The organism is Burkholderia sp. NFPP32 (assembly GCF_900119325.1).
Classification (GTDB): Bacteria; Pseudomonadota; Gammaproteobacteria; order Burkholderiales; family Burkholderiaceae; genus Burkholderia; species Burkholderia pyrrocinia_C.
Genome location: NZ_FPJP01000015.1, coordinates 20,665 through 40,910, shown reverse-complemented (window position 1 = coordinate 40,910; position 20,246 = coordinate 20,665). Strand labels below are relative to the sequence as shown.

At 66.2% G+C, this 20,246-nt stretch carries 20 protein-coding genes; 11 read left to right on the top strand and 9 right to left on the bottom strand.

Annotated features, from left to right (window positions below; all coding sequences use genetic code 11):
* Positions 1-29: 29 nt before the first annotated feature.
* Positions 30-800, top strand: coding sequence for a COG4705 family protein (locus BT264_RS24945; RefSeq protein ID WP_072444898.1), 771 nt, complete (start codon positions 30-32; stop codon positions 798-800).
* Between the two features lie 49 nt (positions 801-849).
* Here the strand turns inward: BT264_RS24945 and dut are convergent, their stop codons facing one another.
* The 5 genes from dut to BT264_RS24920 form a co-directional block, all read right to left on the bottom strand.
* On the bottom strand, positions 850-1,296 hold the full coding sequence (gene dut, locus BT264_RS24940) for a dUTP diphosphatase (protein ID WP_021160741.1): 447 nt from the start codon (positions 1,294-1,296) through the stop codon (positions 850-852).
* Between the two features lie 54 nt (positions 1,297-1,350).
* Positions 1,351-2,562, bottom strand: coding sequence for a bifunctional phosphopantothenoylcysteine decarboxylase/phosphopantothenate--cysteine ligase CoaBC (gene coaBC, locus BT264_RS24935; protein ID WP_072444895.1), 1,212 nt, complete (start codon positions 2,560-2,562; stop codon positions 1,351-1,353).
* A 67-nt stretch (positions 2,563-2,629) separates the two neighbouring features.
* On the bottom strand, positions 2,630-3,130 hold the full coding sequence (gene lspA, locus BT264_RS24930; protein WP_072444893.1) for a signal peptidase II: 501 nt from the start codon (positions 3,128-3,130) through the stop codon (positions 2,630-2,632).
* A 2-nt stretch (positions 3,131-3,132) separates the two neighbouring features.
* Positions 3,133-5,970: an isoleucine--tRNA ligase gene (gene ileS / locus BT264_RS24925; RefSeq protein WP_072444891.1), complete on the bottom strand. Its 2,838-nt coding sequence runs from the start codon at positions 5,968-5,970 to the stop codon at positions 3,133-3,135.
* A gap of 101 nt (positions 5,971-6,071) precedes the next feature.
* Positions 6,072-7,064: a bifunctional riboflavin kinase/FAD synthetase gene (locus BT264_RS24920; protein WP_072444889.1), complete on the bottom strand. Its 993-nt coding sequence runs from the start codon at positions 7,062-7,064 to the stop codon at positions 6,072-6,074.
* A gap of 122 nt (positions 7,065-7,186) precedes the next feature.
* Between BT264_RS24920 and purN the strand changes: the two genes are divergently transcribed.
* The 6 genes from purN (at position 7,187) to nadC (ending at position 14,248) form a co-directional block, all read left to right on the top strand.
* The gene (gene purN / locus BT264_RS24915; protein WP_034178818.1) at positions 7,187-7,849 is read left to right on the top strand and encodes a phosphoribosylglycinamide formyltransferase; all 663 of its coding nucleotides are present in this window, start codon (positions 7,187-7,189) and stop codon (positions 7,847-7,849) included.
* A complete protein-coding gene (locus BT264_RS24910; protein WP_072444887.1) occupies positions 7,846-9,108 on the top strand; it encodes an RsmB/NOP family class I SAM-dependent RNA methyltransferase in 1,263 nt (420 codons plus the stop codon). The genes purN and BT264_RS24910 overlap by 4 nt, the downstream gene beginning before the upstream one ends.
* 17 nt (positions 9,109-9,125) lie before the next feature.
* On the top strand, positions 9,126-10,553 hold the full coding sequence (locus tag BT264_RS24905) for a mechanosensitive ion channel family protein (RefSeq protein ID WP_072444885.1): 1,428 nt from the start codon (positions 9,126-9,128) through the stop codon (positions 10,551-10,553).
* A gap of 225 nt (positions 10,554-10,778) precedes the next feature.
* On the top strand, positions 10,779-11,975 hold the full coding sequence (locus BT264_RS24900) for a DesA family fatty acid desaturase (RefSeq protein WP_072444883.1): 1,197 nt from the start codon (positions 10,779-10,781) through the stop codon (positions 11,973-11,975).
* Between the two features lie 258 nt (positions 11,976-12,233).
* On the top strand, positions 12,234-13,370 hold the full coding sequence (nadA, locus tag BT264_RS24895; RefSeq protein ID WP_072444922.1) for a quinolinate synthase NadA: 1,137 nt from the start codon (positions 12,234-12,236) through the stop codon (positions 13,368-13,370).
* The gene (gene nadC / locus BT264_RS24890) at positions 13,367-14,248 is read left to right on the top strand and encodes a carboxylating nicotinate-nucleotide diphosphorylase (protein WP_072444881.1); all 882 of its coding nucleotides are present in this window, start codon (positions 13,367-13,369) and stop codon (positions 14,246-14,248) included. The genes nadA and nadC overlap by 4 nt, the downstream gene beginning before the upstream one ends.
* Positions 14,249-14,340: 92 nt before the next feature.
* On the opposite strand, the gene nadB is transcribed toward nadC, so the two are convergent.
* The 4 genes from nadB to radC all read right to left on the bottom strand — a co-directional run bounded on the left by nadB (position 14,341) and on the right by radC (position 17,520).
* The gene (gene nadB / locus BT264_RS24885) at positions 14,341-15,927 is read right to left on the bottom strand and encodes an L-aspartate oxidase (RefSeq protein ID WP_072444879.1); all 1,587 of its coding nucleotides are present in this window, start codon (positions 15,925-15,927) and stop codon (positions 14,341-14,343) included.
* A 160-nt stretch (positions 15,928-16,087) separates the two neighbouring features.
* The gene (gene rpmG / locus BT264_RS24880; protein ID WP_006478046.1) at positions 16,088-16,255 is read right to left on the bottom strand and encodes a 50S ribosomal protein L33; all 168 of its coding nucleotides are present in this window, start codon (positions 16,253-16,255) and stop codon (positions 16,088-16,090) included.
* 17 nt (positions 16,256-16,272) lie between these two features.
* The gene (gene rpmB, locus BT264_RS24875; RefSeq protein WP_004186391.1) at positions 16,273-16,506 is read right to left on the bottom strand and encodes a 50S ribosomal protein L28; all 234 of its coding nucleotides are present in this window, start codon (positions 16,504-16,506) and stop codon (positions 16,273-16,275) included.
* Between the two features lie 240 nt (positions 16,507-16,746).
* A complete protein-coding gene (gene radC, locus BT264_RS24870; RefSeq protein WP_072444876.1) occupies positions 16,747-17,520 on the bottom strand; it encodes a RadC family protein in 774 nt (257 codons plus the stop codon).
* Here radC and BT264_RS40140 point away from each other — a divergent pair.
* The 4 genes from BT264_RS40140 to BT264_RS24855 all read left to right on the top strand — a co-directional run bounded on the left by BT264_RS40140 (position 17,519) and on the right by BT264_RS24855 (position 20,051).
* Complete coding sequence (locus BT264_RS40140; RefSeq protein ID WP_256260709.1) at positions 17,519-17,653, top strand: hypothetical protein; 135 nt, start codon at positions 17,519-17,521, stop codon at positions 17,651-17,653. The two genes, radC and BT264_RS40140, sit on opposite strands and share 2 nt — an antisense overlap.
* Positions 17,654-17,656: 3 nt before the next feature.
* Entirely contained in the window at positions 17,657-18,112 is a 456-nt protein-coding gene (locus BT264_RS24865; RefSeq protein ID WP_034178811.1) for an FKBP-type peptidyl-prolyl cis-trans isomerase, read from the top strand.
* A gap of 2 nt (positions 18,113-18,114) precedes the next feature.
* Complete coding sequence (gene ispH, locus BT264_RS24860) at positions 18,115-19,095, top strand: 4-hydroxy-3-methylbut-2-enyl diphosphate reductase (protein WP_034178810.1); 981 nt, start codon at positions 18,115-18,117, stop codon at positions 19,093-19,095.
* Positions 19,096-19,298: 203 nt separating this feature from the next.
* Positions 19,299-20,051: an amino acid-binding protein gene (locus tag BT264_RS24855; RefSeq protein ID WP_256260708.1), complete on the top strand. Its 753-nt coding sequence runs from the start codon at positions 19,299-19,301 to the stop codon at positions 20,049-20,051.
* Positions 20,052-20,246 lie beyond the last annotated feature (195 nt).

Here is a 20,246-nt window from a genome sequence, read left to right as displayed (position 1 = left end):
TCGCCGCTTTCCTGCAAAAAGGGGTTCGAATGAACAAACTTCCCGAAATCACGCTTGCGTTCTGGATCATGAAGATCTGCGCGACGACGCTCGGCGAAACTGGCGGCGATTTGCTGTCGATGACGCTGAACGTCGGTTATGCGGTGAGTTCGATCCTGCTGTTCGGCTTCTTTCTCGTGACGCTGGGCGCGCAGCTCAAGACGACGCGCTATCGCCCGGCGGTCTACTGGGCCGTGATCGTCGCGACGAGCACGGCCGGCACGACGATGTCCGACTTCATGGATCGCACGCTCGGCCTCGGTTATGCGGCCGGCTCGTCGATCCTCGTCGCGATCCTGCTGGCGATCTTCGCGGTCTGGCGGCTCAGCGGCGAATCGCTGTCGGTCGACCTGATCCGCACGCGCAAGGTCGAACTGCTGTACTGGATCGCGATCCTGTTCTCGAACACGCTCGGCACCGCGCTCGGTGATTTCCTCGCGGACAGCTCGGGCCTCGGCTTCGGCGGCGGCGCGCTGCTGATCGGCGGGCTGCTTGCGGCGATCGTGCTCGCGCACTATTTCACGCGGATTTCCGGCGTGCTGCTGTTCTGGGCCGCGTTCGTGCTCACGCGCCCGTTCGGTGCGACGGTCGGCGACCTGCTGACGAAGCCGGTCGCGAAGGGCGGGCTCGCGCTCGGTACGGTCGGCTCGTCGATCGTGCTGCTCGGCGTGCTGGTCGCGATGGTGATCTATGCGGGCGTCGCGCAGACGCGGCGGCGCGAACCGGTACCCGCGCGGATCGCGCAGCCGGCCGGCGAATGACGGCGAACGAAAAAAAGGGCCTCGCGGCCCTTTTTTTGCGTTGCGTCGTTCAGTGACGGCCGGTGCTGCCGAAGCCGCCCTCGCCGCGATCGCTTTCAGCGAAGTCGTCGACGATGTTGAACTGCGCCTGCACGACCGGCACGATCACGAGCTGTGCGAGCCGTTCGAACGGGTTCAGCACGAACTCGGTCTGGCCGCGGTTCCACGTCGAGACCATCAACTGGCCCTGGTAGTCGGAGTCGATCAGGCCGACGAGGTTGCCGAGCACGATCCCGTGCTTGTGGCCGAGGCCCGAGCGCGGCAGGATCAGCGCGGCATAGCCGGGGTCGGCGAGGTGGATCGCGAGGCCGGTCGGCACGAGCGTCGTTTCGCCCGGCTGCAGCGTGACCGGCGCGTCGAGGCACGCGCGCAGGTCGAGGCCCGCGCTGCCGGTGGTCGCGTAGGCGGGCAGGTAGTCGCGCATGCGCGCGTCGAGAATCTTCAGGTCGAGTTTCATGCGGTCGTCGAAGCGGTCGGGAAGGGCGCGGCGGCGAGGGCCGCCGCGCGGGGATCAGATCAGGTGGTTGTCGGGCAGGCGCTTCGCGATTTCCGCGACGAGCGCATGCGCGAGTTCGTCCTTCGGCGCGCGCGGCAGGCGCGTGAGGCCGGCGGCTTCGAACAGCACGACTTCGTTGTCGTCGCGGCCGAACGTCAGCGGGCCGAGGTTGCCGACCAGCAGCGGCACGTTCTTGCGCTTGCGCTTCTCGTCGCCGTGCACGTCGAGGTCGCCGCTTTCGGCCGCGAACCCGACGCAGAACGGCGGATCGGGCAGCGTCGCGACCGACGCGAGGATGTCGGGGTTCTCGACGAACGCGAGCGCCGGCATCTTGCGGTCGGCCGTCTTCTTCATCTTGTGCTCGGCCGGCTGGTCGACACGCCAGTCGGCGACCGCGGCCACCGCGATGAAGATGTCGGCATCGGCGACCGCTTGCATCACCGCGTCGTACATCTGCTGTGCGGTCTGCACGTCCTGGCGGGTCACGCCCCACGGCGTGTCGAGCGCGACCGGCCCCGCGACGAGATGCACGTCGGCGCCGGCCTGCTGCGCGGCGCGCGCGAGCGCGAAGCCCATCTTGCCGCTCGAGCGGTTCGTGAGGCCGCGCACCGGGTCGAGCGGTTCGAACGTCGGCCCGGCGGTGATCAGCACGCGCCGGTGCGCGAGCACCTTCGGCGCGAAGTGCGCGACGATCGCTTCATAGATCGCGTCGGGTTCGAGCATGCGGCCGTCGCCGACTTCGCCGCACGCCTGCGCGCCAGAATCCGGGCCGAGCACCGACACGCCGTCCGCGCGCAGTTGCGCGACGTTGCGCTGCGTGGCCGGGTTTTGCCACATCTGGCGGTTCATCGCGGGAACGACGAGCAGCGGACAATCGCGCGCGACGCACAGCGTCGACAGCAGGTCGTCCGCGAACCCGTGCGCGAGCTTCGCGAGGAAATCCGTCGACGCGGGCGCGATCACGATCGCGTCGGCTTCGCGCGACAGGTCGATGTGCGCCATGTTGTTGTCGATGCGCGCGTCCCACTGGCTCGTGTAGACGGGCCGGCCCGATAGCGCCTGCATCGTGACGGGCGTGATGAACTGCATGGCGGCTTCGGTCATCGCGACCTGCACGGTCGCACCGGCCTTCGTGAGCAGCCGCGTGAGCTCGGCGATCTTGTAGCAGGCGATGCCGCCCGTCAGGCCGAGAACGAGGTGTTTTCCTGCGAGTTCTGCGTGTGCCAACTCAGGCCTCCAAGGGTCAAACGGGACGGCCGGCGCGAGGCCGGCCGTCGACGCCGAGTATGCGCGCTTAGCGCGAGCCGCGCACGCGACGCAGTTCGTCGTAGATCAGCAGCACCGCGCCGACCGTGATCGCGGAATCGGCGAGGTTGAACGCCGGGAAGTGCCAGGCGCCGAGGTGGAAATCGAGGAAGTCGATCACGTGACCGTAGACGAGCCGGTCGATCACGTTGCCGAGTGCGCCGCCGAGGATCAACGCGAGCGACAGGCTGAACAGCCGCTGGTGGCCGTGGCGCTTCAGCAGGAAGCAGATCACGAGCGTCGCGCCGATCCCGAGCGCAGTGAACGCCCAGCGCTGCCAGCCGCCTGCGGTCGACAGGAAGCCGAACGCGGCGCCGCGGTTGTACACCAGCACGAGGTTGAAGAACGACGTCAGCGCATGCTGCGCGCCGTACACGAACGTTTTCAGGATCGCGATCTTCGACAGTTGATCGAACAGGATCACGATCAGCGAAATGCCGAGCCAGGGCGCAAGCGCGCCGCTGGCCGGTTTCGACAGGGTTTTCGCCATAGTCAAGCAGCGCTCCGGATTTCGCCGTTTTCAAAGAGGTTCGAGAAGCAGCGGCCGCACAGCGTCGGATGATCGGCGTGCGCGCCGACATCTTCGCGGTAGTGCCAGCAGCGTTCGCACTTCTGGTACTTCGACGCGGCCACGTCGACGCTTTCCTGCGCTTCGTCGTCGACCTTGACGACCGTCGCGGCCGACGTGATCAGCACGAACTTCAGGTCTTCGCCGAGGCTCGTGAGCGCGTCGTGGCGCGCGCCGCTCGCGTGCACGGTCACTTCGGCCTGCAGCGACGAACCGATGCGGTTCGCGGTGCGCGCTTCCTCGAGCGCCTTCGTCACGTTGCCGCGGACGTCGCGCAGCAGCGCCCACTTCTCGATCAGCGCGGCCGAGCCGGCGACTTCCGGATACGCGTAGTAGGTTTCCGTGAAGATCGTGTCGCTGGCCGGCTGGAACACCTTCCATGCTTCTTCCGCCGTGAACGACAGGAACGGCGCGAGCACGCGCAGCAGGCCGTGCGTCAGGTGGTACAGCGCCGTCTGCGCGGAGCGGCGTGCGCGCGAATCGGCCGCGCTCGTGTACAGGCGGTCCTTCAGCACGTCGAGGTAGAAGCCGCCGAGATCTTCCGAACAGTACGTCTGCAGCTTCGCGACGACCGGGTGGAATTCGTACTTCTCGTAATGGCCGAGCAGTTCCGTCTGCAGTTGCGCCGAGAATGCGACCGCATAACGGTCGATCTCGATCCATTCGCCGGCCGGCACCGCGTGCTGCGCGTAGTCGAAGTCCGACAGGTTCGCGAGCAGGAAGCGCAGCGTGTTGCGGATGCGGCGATAGCCTTCGGTCACGCGCTTCAGGATTTCCTCGGAGATCGCGAGCTCGCCCGAATAGTCGGTCGACGCGATCCACAGGCGGATGATTTCCGCGCCGAGGCGGTTCGCGACTTCATGCGGGTCGACGCCGTTGCCGAGCGACTTGCTCATCTTGCGGCCTTCGCCGTCGACCGTGAAGCCGTGCGTGAGCAGGCCCTTGTACGGTGCGCGGCCGTCGATCATCGACGCGGTCAGCAGCGACGAGTGGAACCAGCCGCGATGCTGGTCCGAGCCTTCGAGGTACAGGTCGGCCGGGAACTGCAGTTGATCCTTGTGCGAGCCGCGCAGCACGTGCCAGTGCGTCGTGCCGGAGTCGAACCACACGTCGAGCGTGTCGCGGTTCTTTTCGTACAGGTTCGCGTCGTCGCCGATCAGCTCGCGCGGATCGAGCGTCTGCCACGCCTCGATGCCCGACTGCTCGACGCGCTTCGCGACTTCCTCGAGCAGTTCGAGCGTGCGCGGGTGCAGCTCGCCGGTTTCCTTGTGCACGAAGAACGCCATCGGCACGCCCCACTGGCGCTGGCGCGACAGCGTCCAGTCGGGACGGTTCGCGATCATGCTGAACAGGCGCTGCTTGCCCCACGACGGGTAGAACGCGGTCGCGTCGACGCCTTCGAGCGCCGTTTCGCGCAGCGTCTTGCCGCCGGCGCGCGGCGTGACGTCCATGCCGGCGAACCACTGCGACGTCGCGCGATAGATGATCGGCGTCTTGTGGCGCCAGCAGTGCATGTAGCTGTGCGTGTACTTCTCGCTGCGCAGCAGCGAGCCGGCCGCGTTCAGCGCGTCGACGATCTTCGGGTTCGCATCCCAGATCGACAGGCCGCCGAACAGCGGCAGCGATTCGATATAGCGGCCGTCGCCCATCACCGGGTTGATGAAGTCCGAATCGGTCATCCCGTGCGCCTTGCAGGACATGAAGTCCTCGATGCCGTACGCGGGCGACGAGTGCACGACGCCGGTGCCCGTGTCGGTCGTCACGTAGTCGCCGAGGTAGACGGGCGCAGTGCGCTTGTAGCCGGGGTGGGCCGGTGCGAGCGGGTGGTGGAAGCGCAGGTTCGCGAGCTTCACGCCCGGCGCGGTCGCGACGACGCGGCCCGTCAGCTTGAATTCCTCCATGCATGCGGCGACGCGTTCTTCCGCGATGATCAGCAGCCCGCGCTCGGTGTCGACCAGCGCGTAGACGATTTCCGGATGGAGGTTCAGCGCCTGGTTCGCGGGAATCGTCCACGGCGTGGTGGTCCAGATCACGATGCCGCCTTCGGCGCGCGGCAGTGCCGGCAGGCCGAACGCCTGCGCGGTCTTTTCCGGTTCCGCGAACGCGAACATCACGTCGATCGTCGGATCGGTGCGGTCCTTGTACTCGACTTCCGCTTCGGCGAGCGCCGAGCCGCAGTCGAAGCACCAGTTCACCGGCTTCAGCCCGCGATACACATAACCCTTCTCGATGATCTTGCCGAGCGCGCGGATCTCTTCCGCCTCGTTGACGAAGTTCATCGTCTTGTACGGGTTGGCCCAGTCGCCGAGCACGCCGAGGCGCTTGAAGCCGACCTTCTGCTTCTCGATCTGCTCGGTCGCGTATGCGCGCGCCTTGCTCATCACTTCGGCCGCCGGCAGCGACTTGCCGAACTGCTTCTCGATCTGGATCTCGATCGGCATCCCGTGGCAATCCCAGCCCGGCACGTACGGCGCGTCGAAGCCGGCCATGTTGCGCGACTTGACGACGATGTCCTTCAGGATCTTGTTGACGGCGTGGCCGAGGTGGATGTCGCCGTTCGCATACGGCGGGCCGTCGTGCAGGATGAACTTCGGCCGGCCCTTGCTGGCCGCGCGGATCTTGTCGTAGATGCCGCGCTCTTCCCATTCCTTGACCCACTGCGGCTCGCGCTTGGGCAGGTCGCCGCGCATCGGGAACGGCGTGTCGAGCAGGTTGACCGGATACTTGGCCTGCGGTTTCGAATCGGCTTTCTTGTTGCTCATGATGGGATCGCTATCAAATCGGGGGACGCTCGTGCGTCGTGAATCGGGTATGCGCGCGAGTGTGCTGCGCGTGGGTGCGGCGCGGGGCGCCGCCGTCCGGATCAGCTAATTCGGTCGGTTGCCGACGTCGAGAAGCCCGTTGCGCGGCTGCCCGGCGCACGATCGCGCTCGACGAAATACGCGCGCGCATTCGCGACGTCCAGTGCGATCGCGCGCGACAGCGCCTCGAGATCGTCGAATTTCGCTTCGTCGCGCAGCTTCTTCAGGAATTCGACTCGGATGAGCTTGCCGTACGCATCGCCGTGCCAGTCGAGCAGATGGACTTCGAGCAGCACGCGGCCCGAATCGTCGACGGTCGGACGCAGGCCGAGGCTCGCGACGCCCGGCAGCGGGTCGGGGCCGAGGCCGTGCACCTGCACGACGAAGATGCCTGCGAGCGCCGGCCGCTTGTGCGCAATAGGCAGGTTCAGCGTCGGGAAGCCGAGATCGCGGCCGAGCTTCAGCCCGTGCGCGACGTGGCCGCTGATCGCATAACCGTGGCCGAGCGCCTGCGCGGCCGCGTCGAGATCGCCGGCCGCGAGCGCGGCGCGCACGCCCGAGCTCGAGATGCGCGTGCCGTCGCTGCCGGCCACCGTGCCCATTTGCTCGACTTCGAAGCCGTATTGCTCGCCGGCCGCCTTCAGCGTGTCGAAGGTGCCCGCGCGCTTCGCGCCGTAGCAGAAATCGTCGCCGACCATCATCCAGCGCGTGTGCAGCCCGTTCACCAGCGTGCGCTCGACGAACGCCTGCGGAGACTGGCTCGCGAACGTGTGATTGAAGTGCTCGACGACCACGCGGTCGACGCCGTGCTCGCGCAGCGCCTCGAGCTTGTCGCGCAGCATCGCGATGCGCGGCGGCGCGCCGGCCGGGTTGAAGAATTCGCGCGGGTGCGGCTCGAAAGTCATCACGCACACGGGCAGGCCGCGCGCGTCCGCTGCCGCGCGCACGCGCGCGAGCAGGGCCTGGTGGCCGCGATGGACACCGTCGAAGTTGCCGATCGTCAGCGCGCACGGGGCGCGGCTCTCGGCGTTGGGCAGGCCGCGGAAGACTTTCACGATAGCGGATGCAGCGTCGGGGAATGAGCGGTGGGATGCCGCAAAGCAGAAGATTATAAACGTTCGGGCGGGCCGGCGGCCGAGAAGGCGGGAAACGCGGGGGCGAATGGTAAAATTCGCGGATGAAAAAACTCGTGATCCTGATTTCCGGTCGCGGCAGCAACATGGAGGCCATCGTCCGCGCGTGCGCGCAGGAACGTTGGCCGGCCGAGGTTGCTGCCGTGATCGCCAACCGGCCCGATGCGGCCGGCCTGGCTTTTGCCGCGTCGCACGGGGTGGCGACCGCGGTGGTCGACCACCGGTCGTTCGACGGCCGCGACAGCTTCGACGCGGCGCTCGCCGCCGAGATCGACCGCTTTGCCCCCGATCTCGTGATCCTCGCGGGCTTCATGCGCATCCTCACGCCGGCATTTGTCAGACGATACGAAGGCCGGCTGCTGAACATTCACCCGTCGCTGCTGCCGAGCTTCAAGGGCATCCACACGCACCAGCAGGCGCTGGACGCGGGTGTCGCGCTGCACGGCGCGAGCGTGCACTTCGTGATTCCCGAGCTCGACAGCGGCGCGATCGTCGCGCAGGGCGCGGTGCCCGTGCGCGCGGGCGACGACGCGGCCGCGCTCGCGCGGCGCGTGCTGACGGTCGAGCATGTGCTGTATCCGCGCGCGGTGCGCTGGTTCGTCGACGGGCGTTTGCGCCTCGAGAACGGCCGGGCAGTGGTGGCGCCGGAAGAGGCGCGCTGGATTTTCGCGGATCAACCGCATACCGAAACGAGTGAGGGCGTATGAAGCTGCACGGATTCCTGATCGGCCAGACCGAGACTTTGCTGGCCGAGGTGCTGAAGTTCGCCGGCCCCGCCGACGCGACGACGAGCCGGTTCTTCCGCGCGCACCCGAAGCTCGGACATGCCGAGCGCGGCGTGATCGCCGAGGCCGTGTTCGCGGTGCTGCGCCGGAAGATGGAGTTTTCGCATCTCGCCGAGAGCGGCACGGGCACGCCCGCGCGGCGCCTCACGCTGCTCGGCCTGATGCAGACGGCCGGCCGCAATGCGCTGAAGCCGTTTTTGTCCGACACCGAGTCCGCATGGCTCGAGCACGTATCGAAGATCGATCCCGCGAGCCTGCCGGTGCGCGTGCGCACGAACCTGCCGGACTGGATCCACCAGGCGCTGTCGGCACGTTTCGATGCCGAGGAGCTCGCGCAGCTTGCCGCCGCGCTGAACTACCCGGCGCCGCTCGACCTGCGCGCCAACGCGCAGAAGGCGACCCGCGACCAGGTGATCGACGCGCTGCGCGCGAACGGCATCGATGCGGGTGCGACACCGTTCGCGCCGTTCGGCGTGCGCGTGGTCGGCAAGCCGGCGCTGACGCGCCTGAAGCTGTTCGAGGAAGGCGAGATCGAGGTGCAGGACGAAGGCAGCCAGTTGCTGTGCTCGCTGGTCGCGCCGCGCCGCGGCGAGATGGTCGTCGATTTCTGCGCGGGCGCGGGCGGCAAGACGCTCGCGCTGGGCGCGATGATGCGCTCGACCGGGCGCCTCTATGCGTTCGACGTGTCGGAAAAGCGCCTTGCGAAGCTGAAGCCGCGCCTCGCGCGCAGCGGGCTGTCGAACGTGAACCCGGTGCTGATCGACAGCGAGCACGACGCGAAGATCAAGCGGCTCGCCGGCAAGATCGACCGCGTGCTGGTCGACGCGCCGTGCAGCGGCCTCGGCACGCTGCGCCGCAATCCGGACCTGAAGTGGCGCCAGACGCGCACGGCGATCGACGAGCTGGCGCCGAAGCAGGCGTCGATCCTCGCGAGCGCCGCGCGCCTCGTGAAGAAGGGCGGCCGGCTCGTCTACGCGACCTGCAGCGTGCTCGACGCCGAGAACGAGCGCATCGTCGAGCAGTTCCTGGCCGACCATCCCGAGTTCGTGCTGGTGCCTGCACAGAAGGTGCTGGCCGACCAGCGCATCGAACTCGAGACGGGCGACTACCTGTCGTTGTGGCCGCACCGTCACGCGACCGACGGCTTCTTCGCCGCGGTGCTCGAGCGGCGCGCGCAGTAACGGCGGCACGGACGAACATGGAGAATCTGCAGAGCCGCCTGCTGTCGCACCGGCTGGCATCGGTGATTCGCGACTTTCACCAGCCGGTGATGATCTGGCAGGCGGCGATCCTCGTCGGCGCGCTGTGTTTCGCATGGGTGGCGGCACGCTTCGTGCACGGCCGGATCGATGCGCGCCGGCGGGCGGCCGGACGCGCGGCCGGTGCGGGTGCACATAGCCTGAAACGCGCTTTGTTTCCGTTGTTCGGCGGCATCTTCGTGGGCGTCGCGCAGCTCGCGTTCGACCCGTTCATGTCGACGGCGCTGCTGTCGCTCGCGCTCGTGCCGTTGTTCGGCATCGGACTGATCTACGTGCTGTTCTTCTTCGCGCGGCGCGTGTTCGCGCGCGATGGCCACACGCATGCGTGGCTGTCGATCGTCGAGAAGATCGTGTCGACCGTCGTGTGGGCCGCGATGGTGCTGACCGTGCTCGGCATCCAGCACGACGTGCTCGGCTGGCTCGACAGCGTGCAGTTCCGCGTCGCCAATGCGCACCTCACGCTGCTGTCGCTGATCTCCGGCGCGCTGTGGGTCTGCGTGACGCTGATGGTCGCGATGTGGCTCGGCTCGGTGCTCGAGGATCGCCTCACGCGCGCGAGCACGCTCGATGCGAACCTGAAGGTCGTGCTGTCGCGGGTCGGCCGCGCGCTGCTCGTGTTCGCGGCGATCCTGATCGGGCTGTCGCTCGTCGGCATCGACGTGACGGTGCTCGGCGTGTTCGGCGGCGCGGTCGGTGTCGGCCTCGGCTTCGGGCTGCAGAAGATCGCGAGCAACTATGTATCGGGCTTCATCATCCTGCTCGACCGCTCGCTGCGGCTCGGCGACGCGATCAGCGTCGGCGGGCTGCAGGGCGTCGTCACGCAGATCCGCACGCGCTACACGGTCGTGCGCGGCCTCGACGGCAACGAGACGCTGATCCCGAACGAGAAGCTGATCACCGACGTCGTGCAGAACCAGTCGTCGTACCTGACGCGCGGTTATGCGAAGGTCGCGGTGCAGGTCGCGTACACGAGCGATGTCGAGCACGCGCTCGTGCTGCTCGCCGACGCCGCGAAGGACGTGCCGCGCGTGCTGGCGGAGCCCGCGCCGACCCCGTATCTGGTGAGCTTCGGCGCGGACGGGGTCGACCTGGAGCTCGGCTTCTGGATCGAGGATTCGGCGAAAGGCACGTCGGGCGTGCGTTCGGCCGTGAACCGCAACATCTGGCGGCTGTTCGGCGAGCACGGGATTTCGATTCCGTTTCCGCAGCGCGAAGTGCGCGTCGTCGGGCTGCCGGACGGTTTTGCCGCCGCTGGTGCAGCGGCGGGGCACGATCCGGCGGCCGGCGATCCGGCAGCTGGCGATCCGGCGGCTGGCGGTCCGGTGGCCGGCAACGGTGCGGCGGACGGGCGCGTGCCGGCTGCATAGCGCGCGTCGGTCGTCAATCGTATCGGTCCCGCGGTCGGAACCGGATCGCGGGCCTTTCCAAGTCCGCCCGTGGACTGTTCCGGTTGCGCCAGGGCAAGAAAATATTCATTTTTTACAAAGACTTGGAACGGTTGAAGTAAAATCCAAGTCTATTCGCGGTATGCTTTCATTTTTCTGACGCCTGCGCGAGCCGGCATCGCTCTCATCTCATCACAGGTAACTGCCTTGTTGAATTCCCTGCTCGATTTTCTTTCCCACGGGCTCCTGCATTTTTCGTGGTGGCAGGTCGCGCTGTTCGCGCTCGCCGTCACGCACGTCACGATCATCGGCGTGACGGTTTATCTGCACCGTTGCCAGGCGCACCGCGCACTGGAACTGCATCCGATCGCGAGCCACTTCTTCCGCGTCTGGCTGTGGATGACGACCGGCATGCTGACCGGCCAGTGGGCCGCGATTCACCGCAAGCACCATGCGAAGTGCGAGACCGAGGAAGATCCGCACAGCCCGCAGACGCGCGGCATCTGGAAGGTGTTCCTCGAGGGCGCCGAGCTGTATCGCGCGGAAGCGAAGAATGAAGAGACGATGCGCAAGTTCAGCCACGGCACGCCGAACGACTGGATCGAGCGCAATGTCTACTCGAAGTACCCGATCCTCGGCGTGAGCCTGATGATGGTGATCGACGTCGCGCTGTTCGGCGTGCTCGGCCTGACCGTATGGGCCGTGCAGATGGTCTGGATTCCGTTCTGGGCGGCAGGCGTCGTCAACGGCTTCGGCCACTTCTGGGGCTACCGCAACTTCAACTCGGCCGACGCGAGCACGAACCTGTTCCCGTGGGGCATCGTGATCGGCGGCGAAGAGCTGCACAACAACCACCACACGTTCGCGACGTCGGCGAAGCTGTCGAACAAGTGGTACGAGTTCGACATCGGCTGGATGTACATCCGCATCATGTCGGCGTTCGGTCTCGCGAAGGTGAAGAAGGTCGCGCCGACGCCGCGCCTGAACAAGCCGAAGACGGTGCTGGACCAGGAAACGCTGCAGGCCGTGCTGTCGAACCGCTACGAAGTGATGGCGCGCTACGGCAAGGCCGTGAAGCGTGCGTACCGTCAGGAGCTCGCGCACCTGAAGGAGCTCGGTTCGAGCGAGAAGTACCAGTTGATGCGCGGCGCGCGCAAGTGGTTCCACAAGGACGCCGACGGCCTCGACGAGCCGCAGAAGAAGCTGCTGCCGGAAATCTTCGCGAACAGCCAGAAGCTGCATACCTACTTCCAGTTGCGCCAGGATCTTGCCGCGATCTGGGATCGTTCGACCGCGTCGCGCGAACAGCTTCTCGCGCAATTGCAGGATTGGTGCCATCGCGCGGAACAAAGCGGCATCAAGGCGCTGCAGGAATTCGCGACACGCCTGCGTCGCTACGCCTGATTCGAAATCGATTAGAATCTCAGGACGTCAAAAACCCCGCGTTGGCGGGGTTTTTTCATTTGGGCCGCCGGTTTTTGACGAAAGAAATCGGCAGGGCTCGAATTCGTATGAGGCTTGGGGCAGCGGCGCAATGGTGCCCCGGGGCGAGCGTAGAGGATGGGATCGGAGTAGTGTTGAAGCGCTGATTCTGGTTGACCGCGAAGCATGGGACCAGAGTAAGCGCTAAAGCGCTAACTCTGATCGACAGGAGATATGGAGATGCAATCGACGATCAAACCCGTCGAGTACGACCGGCCCGTCGCAGCAGGGACCGTGTGCGGCGTGGGGCAGGCATGGGCCAAGGTGCCCGATGCGCCGTCCGCCGAGGAACGCGCTGCGCTGAAGGCGCGCATCAAGGCGCTGCTCGTGCGTGAAAAGGCCGTGCTGGTCGCGCACTACTACGTGGATGCCGAGCTGCAGGAACTCGCCGACGAAACCGGCGGCTGCGTTGCCGATTCGCTCGAAATGGCCCGCTTCGGCCGCGATCACGACGCGCAGACGCTGGTCGTCGCCGGCGTGCGCTTCATGGGCGAAACCGCGAAGATCCTGAGCCCGAACAAGCGGATCCTGATGCCCGATCTCGATGCGACCTGTTCGCTCGACCTCGGCTGTCCGGTCGATGAATTCTCGGCGTTCTGCGATGCGCATCCCGATCGTACCGTCGTCGTCTATGCGAACACCAGCGCGGCCGTGAAGGCCCGCGCGGACTGGATGGTCACGTCGTCGATCGGCCTCGAGATCGTGGCCGACCTGCACGCGCGCGGCGAGAAGATCATCTGGGCGCCCGATCGCCATCTTGGCAGTTATATCCAGAAGAAAACCGGCGCGGACATGCTGCTGTGGCAGGGCTCGTGCCTCGTCCACGACGAGTTCAAGGGCATCGAGCTCGATCTGCTGCGCGCCGAATATCCGGATGCGAAGGTACTCGTCCATCCGGAATCGCCGGAAAGCGTCGTTGCGCAGGCCGATGTGGTCGGCTCGACGACGCAGCTGATCGATGCGGCCGTGAAGCTGGACGCGACGCGCTTCATCGTCGCGACCGATCTCGGCATCCTGCACAAGATGCAGCTCGCGGCGCCCGGCAAGACCTTCATCGCAGCGCCGACGGCCGGCAACAGTGCGACCTGCAAGAGCTGCGCGCACTGCCCGTGGATGGCGATGAACGGTCTTGCGAACCTCGCCGACGTGCTCGAACGCGGTCACAACGAGATCTTCGTCGATCAGGCGGTCGGCGAACGTGCGCGCCTGCCGATCGACCGGATGCTCGATTTCGCGGCCGCGCACAAGAAGCGCGTGCAGGCGAGCGGCGACCTGCAGCGCGACCAGCAACTGTTTGCGAACGTGGGGGCAGCATGACCGGTGCTGTATCTCCGCTTTACGACATCGTTCGCGAGCAATACGGCGCGGCATTCGACGACGCGATCGCGCGCAACGTCGCCGATGCGATCGCGGAAGACGTCGGCGCCGGCGACCAGACCGGGCGGCTCGTGCCGGCCGGCGGGCGTCGCCGCGCGCGCATCATCGTGCGCGAGGAAGCCGTGCTGTGCGGCGTGCCGTGGTTCGAGGCCGTGATCGGCAGGATCGATCCGGCGATCGCCGTGCAATGGCGCTATCGCGAAGGCGACCGGATGATGCCCGATTCGACCGTCTGCGAACTCGAAGGGCCGGCGCGCGCGCTGTTGACGGCCGAGCGCAACGGGCTGAATTTCCTGCAACTGCTGTCGGGTGTCGCGACCGCGACGCGCCGTTACGTCGACCGCGTCGAAGGCACGCGCGCGAAGATCCTCGACACGCGCAAGACGCTGCCGGGCCTGCGCCTCGCGCAGAAGTACGCGGTGCGCGTCGGCGGCGGCGAGAACCAGCGTCTCGCGCTGTACGACGGCATCCTGATCAAGGAGAACCACATCGCAGCGGCGGGTGGTGTCGGCGAGGCGCTCGACGCGGCGTTCGCGCTCGATTCGGGCGTGCCCGTGCAGGTTGAAGTCGAGACGCTCGCGCAGCTCGACACGGCGCTCGCGCATCGCGCGCAGTCGGTGCTGCTCGACAATTTCACGCTCGACATGATGCGTGAAGCGGTGCGTGTGGCGGCCGGCAAGGCCGTGCTCGAAGTGTCGGGCGGCGTCAATTTCGACACGGTCCGCGCGTTCGCGGAGACGGGCGTCGATCGCATCTCGATCGGCGCGCTGACAAAGGACGTGCGTGCGACGGATTATTCGATGCGGATCGTCGACTGACCGAGCGTCATGTGATCAGACAAAAAAGCCGTTGGCGCGCAAACGCCAACGGCTTTTTTCCTGTGCGACCGCAGCCGGGAAGGCGCAGCGGTTCAGCGACGCGCGCGCGGCGTGAGCACGCTCGGCAGCGCCTTCGGCAGCGTGTGCGGCCAGTCGCGGCTGTAGTGCAGCCCGCGGCTTTCGCGGCGCGACTGCGCGCTCTTCACGATCAGCGTCGCCACGTCGACGAGGTTGCGCAGCTCGAGCAGGTCGCGCGTCACGCGGAAGTTCGCGTAGTACTCGTGGATCTCGTCGCGCAGCAGCGACAGCCGGTGCTTCGCGCGTTCGAGGCGCTTGTCGGTGCGCACGATGCCGACGTAGTTCCACATCAGGCGGCGCAGCTCGTCCCAGTTGTGCGCGACGACGACTTCCTCGTCCGCATCCGACACGCGGCTTTCGTCCCACGCGGGCAGCGTGGCCGGCGTGTCCGAATCGAAGCCTGCCGCCTCGATCGCTTCGGCCGCCGCGCGGCCGATCACGAGACATTCGAGCAGCGAGTTGCTCGCGAGCCGGTTCGCGCCGTGCAGCCCCGTGTACGACGTTTCGCCGACCGCGTACAGGCCCGCGAGATCGGTGCGCCCGGCGAGATCGGTCACGACGCCGCCGCACGTGTAGTGCGCGGCCGGCACGACGGGGATCGGCTGTTTCGCGATGTCGATGCCGAATTCGAGGCAGCGCGCATGGATCGTCGGGAAGTGTTCGCGCAGGAACGCTTCCGGCTGATGGCTGATGTCGAGATACACGCAGTCGATCCCGCGCTTCTTGATCTCGAAGTCGATCGCGCGCGCGACGATATCGCGCGGCGCGAGCTCGGCGCGAGGATCGTGCGCGGGCATGAAGCGCGTGCCGTCGGGCAGCTTCAACAGGCCGCCTTCGCCGCGCACGGCCTCCGAAATCAGGAACGATTTCGCATACGGATGGAACAGGCAGGTCGGGTGGAACTGGATGAATTCCATGTTCGACACGCGGCAGCCGGCGCGCCATGCCATCGCGATGCCGTCGCCGGTCGCCGTGTCGGGATTCGTCGTGTACAGATAGACCTTGCCGGCACCGCCCGTTGCGAGCACCGTGTGCGGTGCCTCGATCGTGATCGTGCGGTCGTTGTCGACGTCGAGCGCATAGAGGCCGTGACAGCGGCGGCCGGGCAGGCCGAGCCGGTCCGACGTGATCAGGTCGATCGCATGGTGATTTTCGAAGAACGTGATGTTCGGATGCTGGCGCGCGCGCTCCGACAGCGTCGCAAGCACCGCATGGCCGGTCGCGTCGGCCGCGTGAATGATCCGGCGGTGGCTGTGGCCGCCTTCGCGCGTCAGGTGGAAGCCGAGTTCGGCTGCGTCGTCCTTCGTGAACGGCACGCCTTGCGAGATCAGCCATTCGATCGCTTCGCGGCCGTGCTCGACGATATAGCGCGTCGCGCCTTCGTCGCACAGGCCGCCACCGGCGACCAGCGTGTCGCCGACGTGGTTCTCGATGCTGTCCGCCGAATCGAGGACCGCCGCGATGCCGCCCTGCGCGTTATCGCTTGCGCCCTCCATCATCGAACGTTTCGCGATCAGCGCGACACGTCGCGTGCTGGCCAGATTGAGTGCGACCGACAGGCCTGCCAGGCCGCTGCCGACGATCGCCACGTCGAATTTCATGCTGCATCTCCATCGTTACGCTTTTGATCTTGTGCGTTCCGGCGGCCATGGCCGCGGAAAGGGGAGAGCATACCGCGTCGGGCCCGAGCGTGCGCGCAAAACAAAAAGCCCCGCATGCGCGGGGCTTTTCGGTCGCCGTCAGGCTGGCAGAAACCGGAGATTACTTGATCTTGGTTTCTTTGTATTCCACATGCTTGCGGACGACGGGATCGAACTTCTTGATCGCCATCTTTTCCGGCATGTTGCGCTTGTTCTTCGTGGTCGTGTAGAAGTGACCCGTACCAGCGGTCGACTCAAGCTTGATCTTGTCGCGTGCGCCTTTTGCCATGATTGTGCTCCTTGGGCTTAGGCTTCGCCGCGTGCGCGCAGGTCAGCGAGCACGGAATCGATGCCGTTCTTGTCGATCAGGCGCAGGCCGGCGTTCGAAACGCGCAGGCGCACCCAGCGGTTTTCGCTCTCTACCCAGAACCGGCGGTTTTGCAGGTTCGGCAGGAAGCGGCGCTTGGTCTTGTTGTTGGCGTGGGAAACGTTGTTGCCGCTCATCGGCGCTTTCCCAGTTACTTGGCATACGCGTGCCATGAGAGCACTCCTAATACGCTAAATTCGGGGTTCGATCGCCGATGAAGGTTCTCATCGCGCCGCCACGTGATCCATGGCTGCACTCTCAGAACGCCGTAGCCCTTGCAGACAAGGCCCTTCGATGGCTAGAACTGGTTGGAAAAAAGACAGACGGCGATTCTAGCAGAAAAAGTTCAGGAAAATCAAACCTAATTTCGCTTCACCGTTGTGGCGCCCCGAGGCGGGCCGCCGCGCCACAGTCTACAGCCAACCGGCACGTGCGAACGAGAAAGTGTCGCTGGTGCCGACGACGACGTGATCGAGCAGCCGCACGTCGACGAGTTCGAGCGCGTCGCGCAGCACGCGGGTCAGGCGGCGGTCCTCCGCGCTCGGCTGCACCGCGCCCGACGGATGGTTGTGCGCGACGATCAGCGCCGCGGCGTTATGCGTCATCGCGCGGCGCACGATCTCGCGCGGGTAGACGGCCATGCGCGTCAGCGAGCCGCGCGTGATTTCCTCCGTCTCGATCAGGCCGTGGCGGGCGTCGAGGTACACCGCGACGAACACTTCGTGCGGGTGCGAGCCGATCTTCAGCCGCAGATAATCCTCTACCGCGCCGGGCGAATCGATCGGCGTACGTTCGGATGCTTTCTCCTTCAGCATGCGCCGCGCGATTTCGGTGACCGCGGCCAGCCGTGTGGAGCGCGCAGGGCCGATGCCGGGGTGCGCCTCGAAATCGTCGGTCGTCGCCTCGAGCAGCCCGCGCAACGTTCCGAACTGCTTGACCAATGCGCGGGCGCTGACGAATACGTCGTGTCCTGGCTTGCCGGTGCCGAGCAGCAGCGCGATCAGTTCGTCGTCGGTCAGCGCGGCCGGTCCGCGCTCCAGCAATCGCTCGCGCGGCCGCTCGGGCCGCCAGTCGCCCGGGCGGCGCTTGCTCCGGCGAATCGGGAGGGCGCGGCGGGGCGGATCGGTCGGCACATCGGCGTCGTCGCGGCATTCGACCGGCGGCAGGGCGAGGCAGGGTGACAGCATGCTCGAAACTCCATTGGCGGCGGGCGGTCTGCGCGACGTCATCGCACTTTCCGCCTTGCGCGCTCAGGTGACTTACAATATTGGTTTTGCGCCGGGCCTTTTCGGCCGTATCGGGCGCCGACTGAACGAGTAATTCATGAGCCTCATCGACCTATCCGAAGTGAAGCCCGGTTCCCACGTCACGTTGCATTACCGGCTCGCACTGGCCGACGGTGCCGACATCGTCAACACCTTCACCGACAAGCCGGCCACGCTGCTGCTCGGCGCGGGGCAACTGGCGCCGTCGCTGGAACAGATTCTGCTCGGGCTCAGGGTTGGAGACCACTCGACTTTTCAGCTAACGCCCGAACAGGGGTTCGGTCCCCGGAATCCCGACATGCTCCAGCGCGTGACGCTGTCGACGCTGCGCGAGAACGGGATGGTCGGCGACGATTTCACGCCGGGCGAGCTGATCGAGTTCAATGCGCCGGACGGCGGCCGGTATGCGGGGGTGCTGAAGGAAGTCGGCGAAACCTCGGCGCTGTTCGACTTCAACCATCCGCTCGCGGGCCAGGCGCTCACGTTCGAAGTGAAAATCATCGGAATCCTGTAATCATGAGCACCACCGATACGCTGTCCGGGCAGACCGTCGCCGCCGACGCCGAAATCCTGCTGGCCCAGCCGCGCGGCTTCTGCGCGGGCGTCGACCGCGCGATCGAGATCGTCGAGCGCGCGATCGCGATGCACGGTGCGCCGATCTATGTCCGTCACGAAATCGTCCACAACAAGTACGTGGTCGAGGATCTGAAGAAGAAAGGCGCGATCTTCGTCGAGGAACTCGAGGAAGTGCCGGCCGGCAATACCGTGATCTTCAGCGCGCACGGCGTGTCGAAGGCCGTGCGCGACGAGGCCGACGTGCGCGGGTTGCGCATTTACGACGCAACCTGCCCGCTGGTCACGAAGGTGCACGTCGAGGTGGCGAAAATGCGTCAGGACGGCGTCGATATCGTCATGATCGGGCACAAGGGCCACCCGGAAGTCGAGGGCACGATGGGGCAGGTCGAGCGCGGGATGCATCTCGTCGAGAGCGTCGAGGACGTGCAGAAGCTCGAACTCGCCGATCCCGAGCGCATCGCGCTCGTCACGCAGACGACGCTGTCGGTCGACGACGCGGCCGAGATCATCGCCGCGTTGAAGGCGAAGTACCCGAAGATCCGCGAGCCGAAGAAGCAGGACATCTGCTACGCGACGCAGAACCGCCAGGATGCGGTGAAGTTCATGGCGCCGCAGTGCGATGTCGTGATCGTCGTCGGCAGCCCGAACAGCTCGAATTCGAGCCGGCTTCGCGAAGTGGCCGAGAAGCGCGGTGTGGATGCGTATATGGTCGACGCGCCCGATCAGATCGATCCGGCATGGGTCGCAGGCAAACGCCGCATCGGCGTGACGGCCGGCGCGTCGGCACCCGAAGTGCTCGCCCAGGCCGTGATCGCGCGACTGCGCGAGCTCGGCGTGCGCAACGTTCGCGCGCTCGACGGCATCGAGGAAAACGTGTCGTTTCCGCTGCCGCGCGGGTTGAACCTGCCGCCCGCTGCCTGATTGCCGCATCGCACCCGCGGAACACCGAAGCGCGCCTCCCGGCGCGCTTTTTTTTGTACGTTGAAATCGAGATCGCAACCATTATTCGCGGTAATGGTGCAACCCGGTTGCTCCGCGTGTTCGTGACCGTCTCTCAAAATTGGTTGCAATGCAGGAAAACCCCATCGAATCAGGATTATTGGCGTCCTATAAATGGAGTTACAATGCGCCCGTTTTCAAGCCTGAATGGCTTTGAAATCGGATTTTGGCAAGGCGCGGGAGACCATTCAATGCATGTGAAGTTGGCTTACGCCGTGTCCGTCGCCGCACCGGTTGCAATGCGTGCCGGTTGCAGCAAAAAGAGCGACGACGGGGCGGGCAGGGAGGCTGCGGTGTTCGCGGCATCGCCGGCCAGCGGCGTGCGCGTCGCCGGAACCGGTCGTGCGGCACCATCGGCGTGCCGCATCGCGCAATTGGGCAAGGACAAGGAAAACGGGGCACGTTTGGCGATCGAGGAAATCAACGCGCTTGGCCTGGCGAACGGCCGGGCAGCGGGCATGGAGGTTGCATTGCAACAAGCCGCCGGTCGCGGTGTGGCAGCGACCGTGCGTGCCGATCGACGGATGACGGCTACGGCGCCGCATGCATGCGGCGATGCGCACATCGTGCGGATGTCACCGCCCCCTTTTCATTTCGATTCGACGAAACAGCGTGTCGCCGCGAGCGGTGGTGTCGTGGTGTGCGGTCTGGTTCGTACGATGGATTCCGACGCAGCCCCGACGCATGTCGGGCGCGGCTTTCGCGATGCCTTGCCAGGCGACGCGGCACGGAATCCGATCCGCCCGGATGCGGGGCTTGCCTCGCACCGGACGGGAAAAGGCACGGATGCCGGGCAACCGGACGATGGCCGTCCCGGCATGCTGCCCTACGACTTCAAGGAGGCCTCGAACACCGTCCTCGACGTCGTGACGATTTAGCGACGGGACTCATGACGGCACCGGAACAGTGCGGTGCCGTTTTTGTATCCGCTCCGGCGGCAGGTCCGGCCGTACAGGCCGGGCGGCGCGCGCCGGGACGATCCACACCCTTACCGGTATCGACTAGTACCCGCAGTGTCGCCGAGAAGGCGCGATTCCTCGCTTACCCGCGGGGCGCAGCGTCCTCCGGCAGCA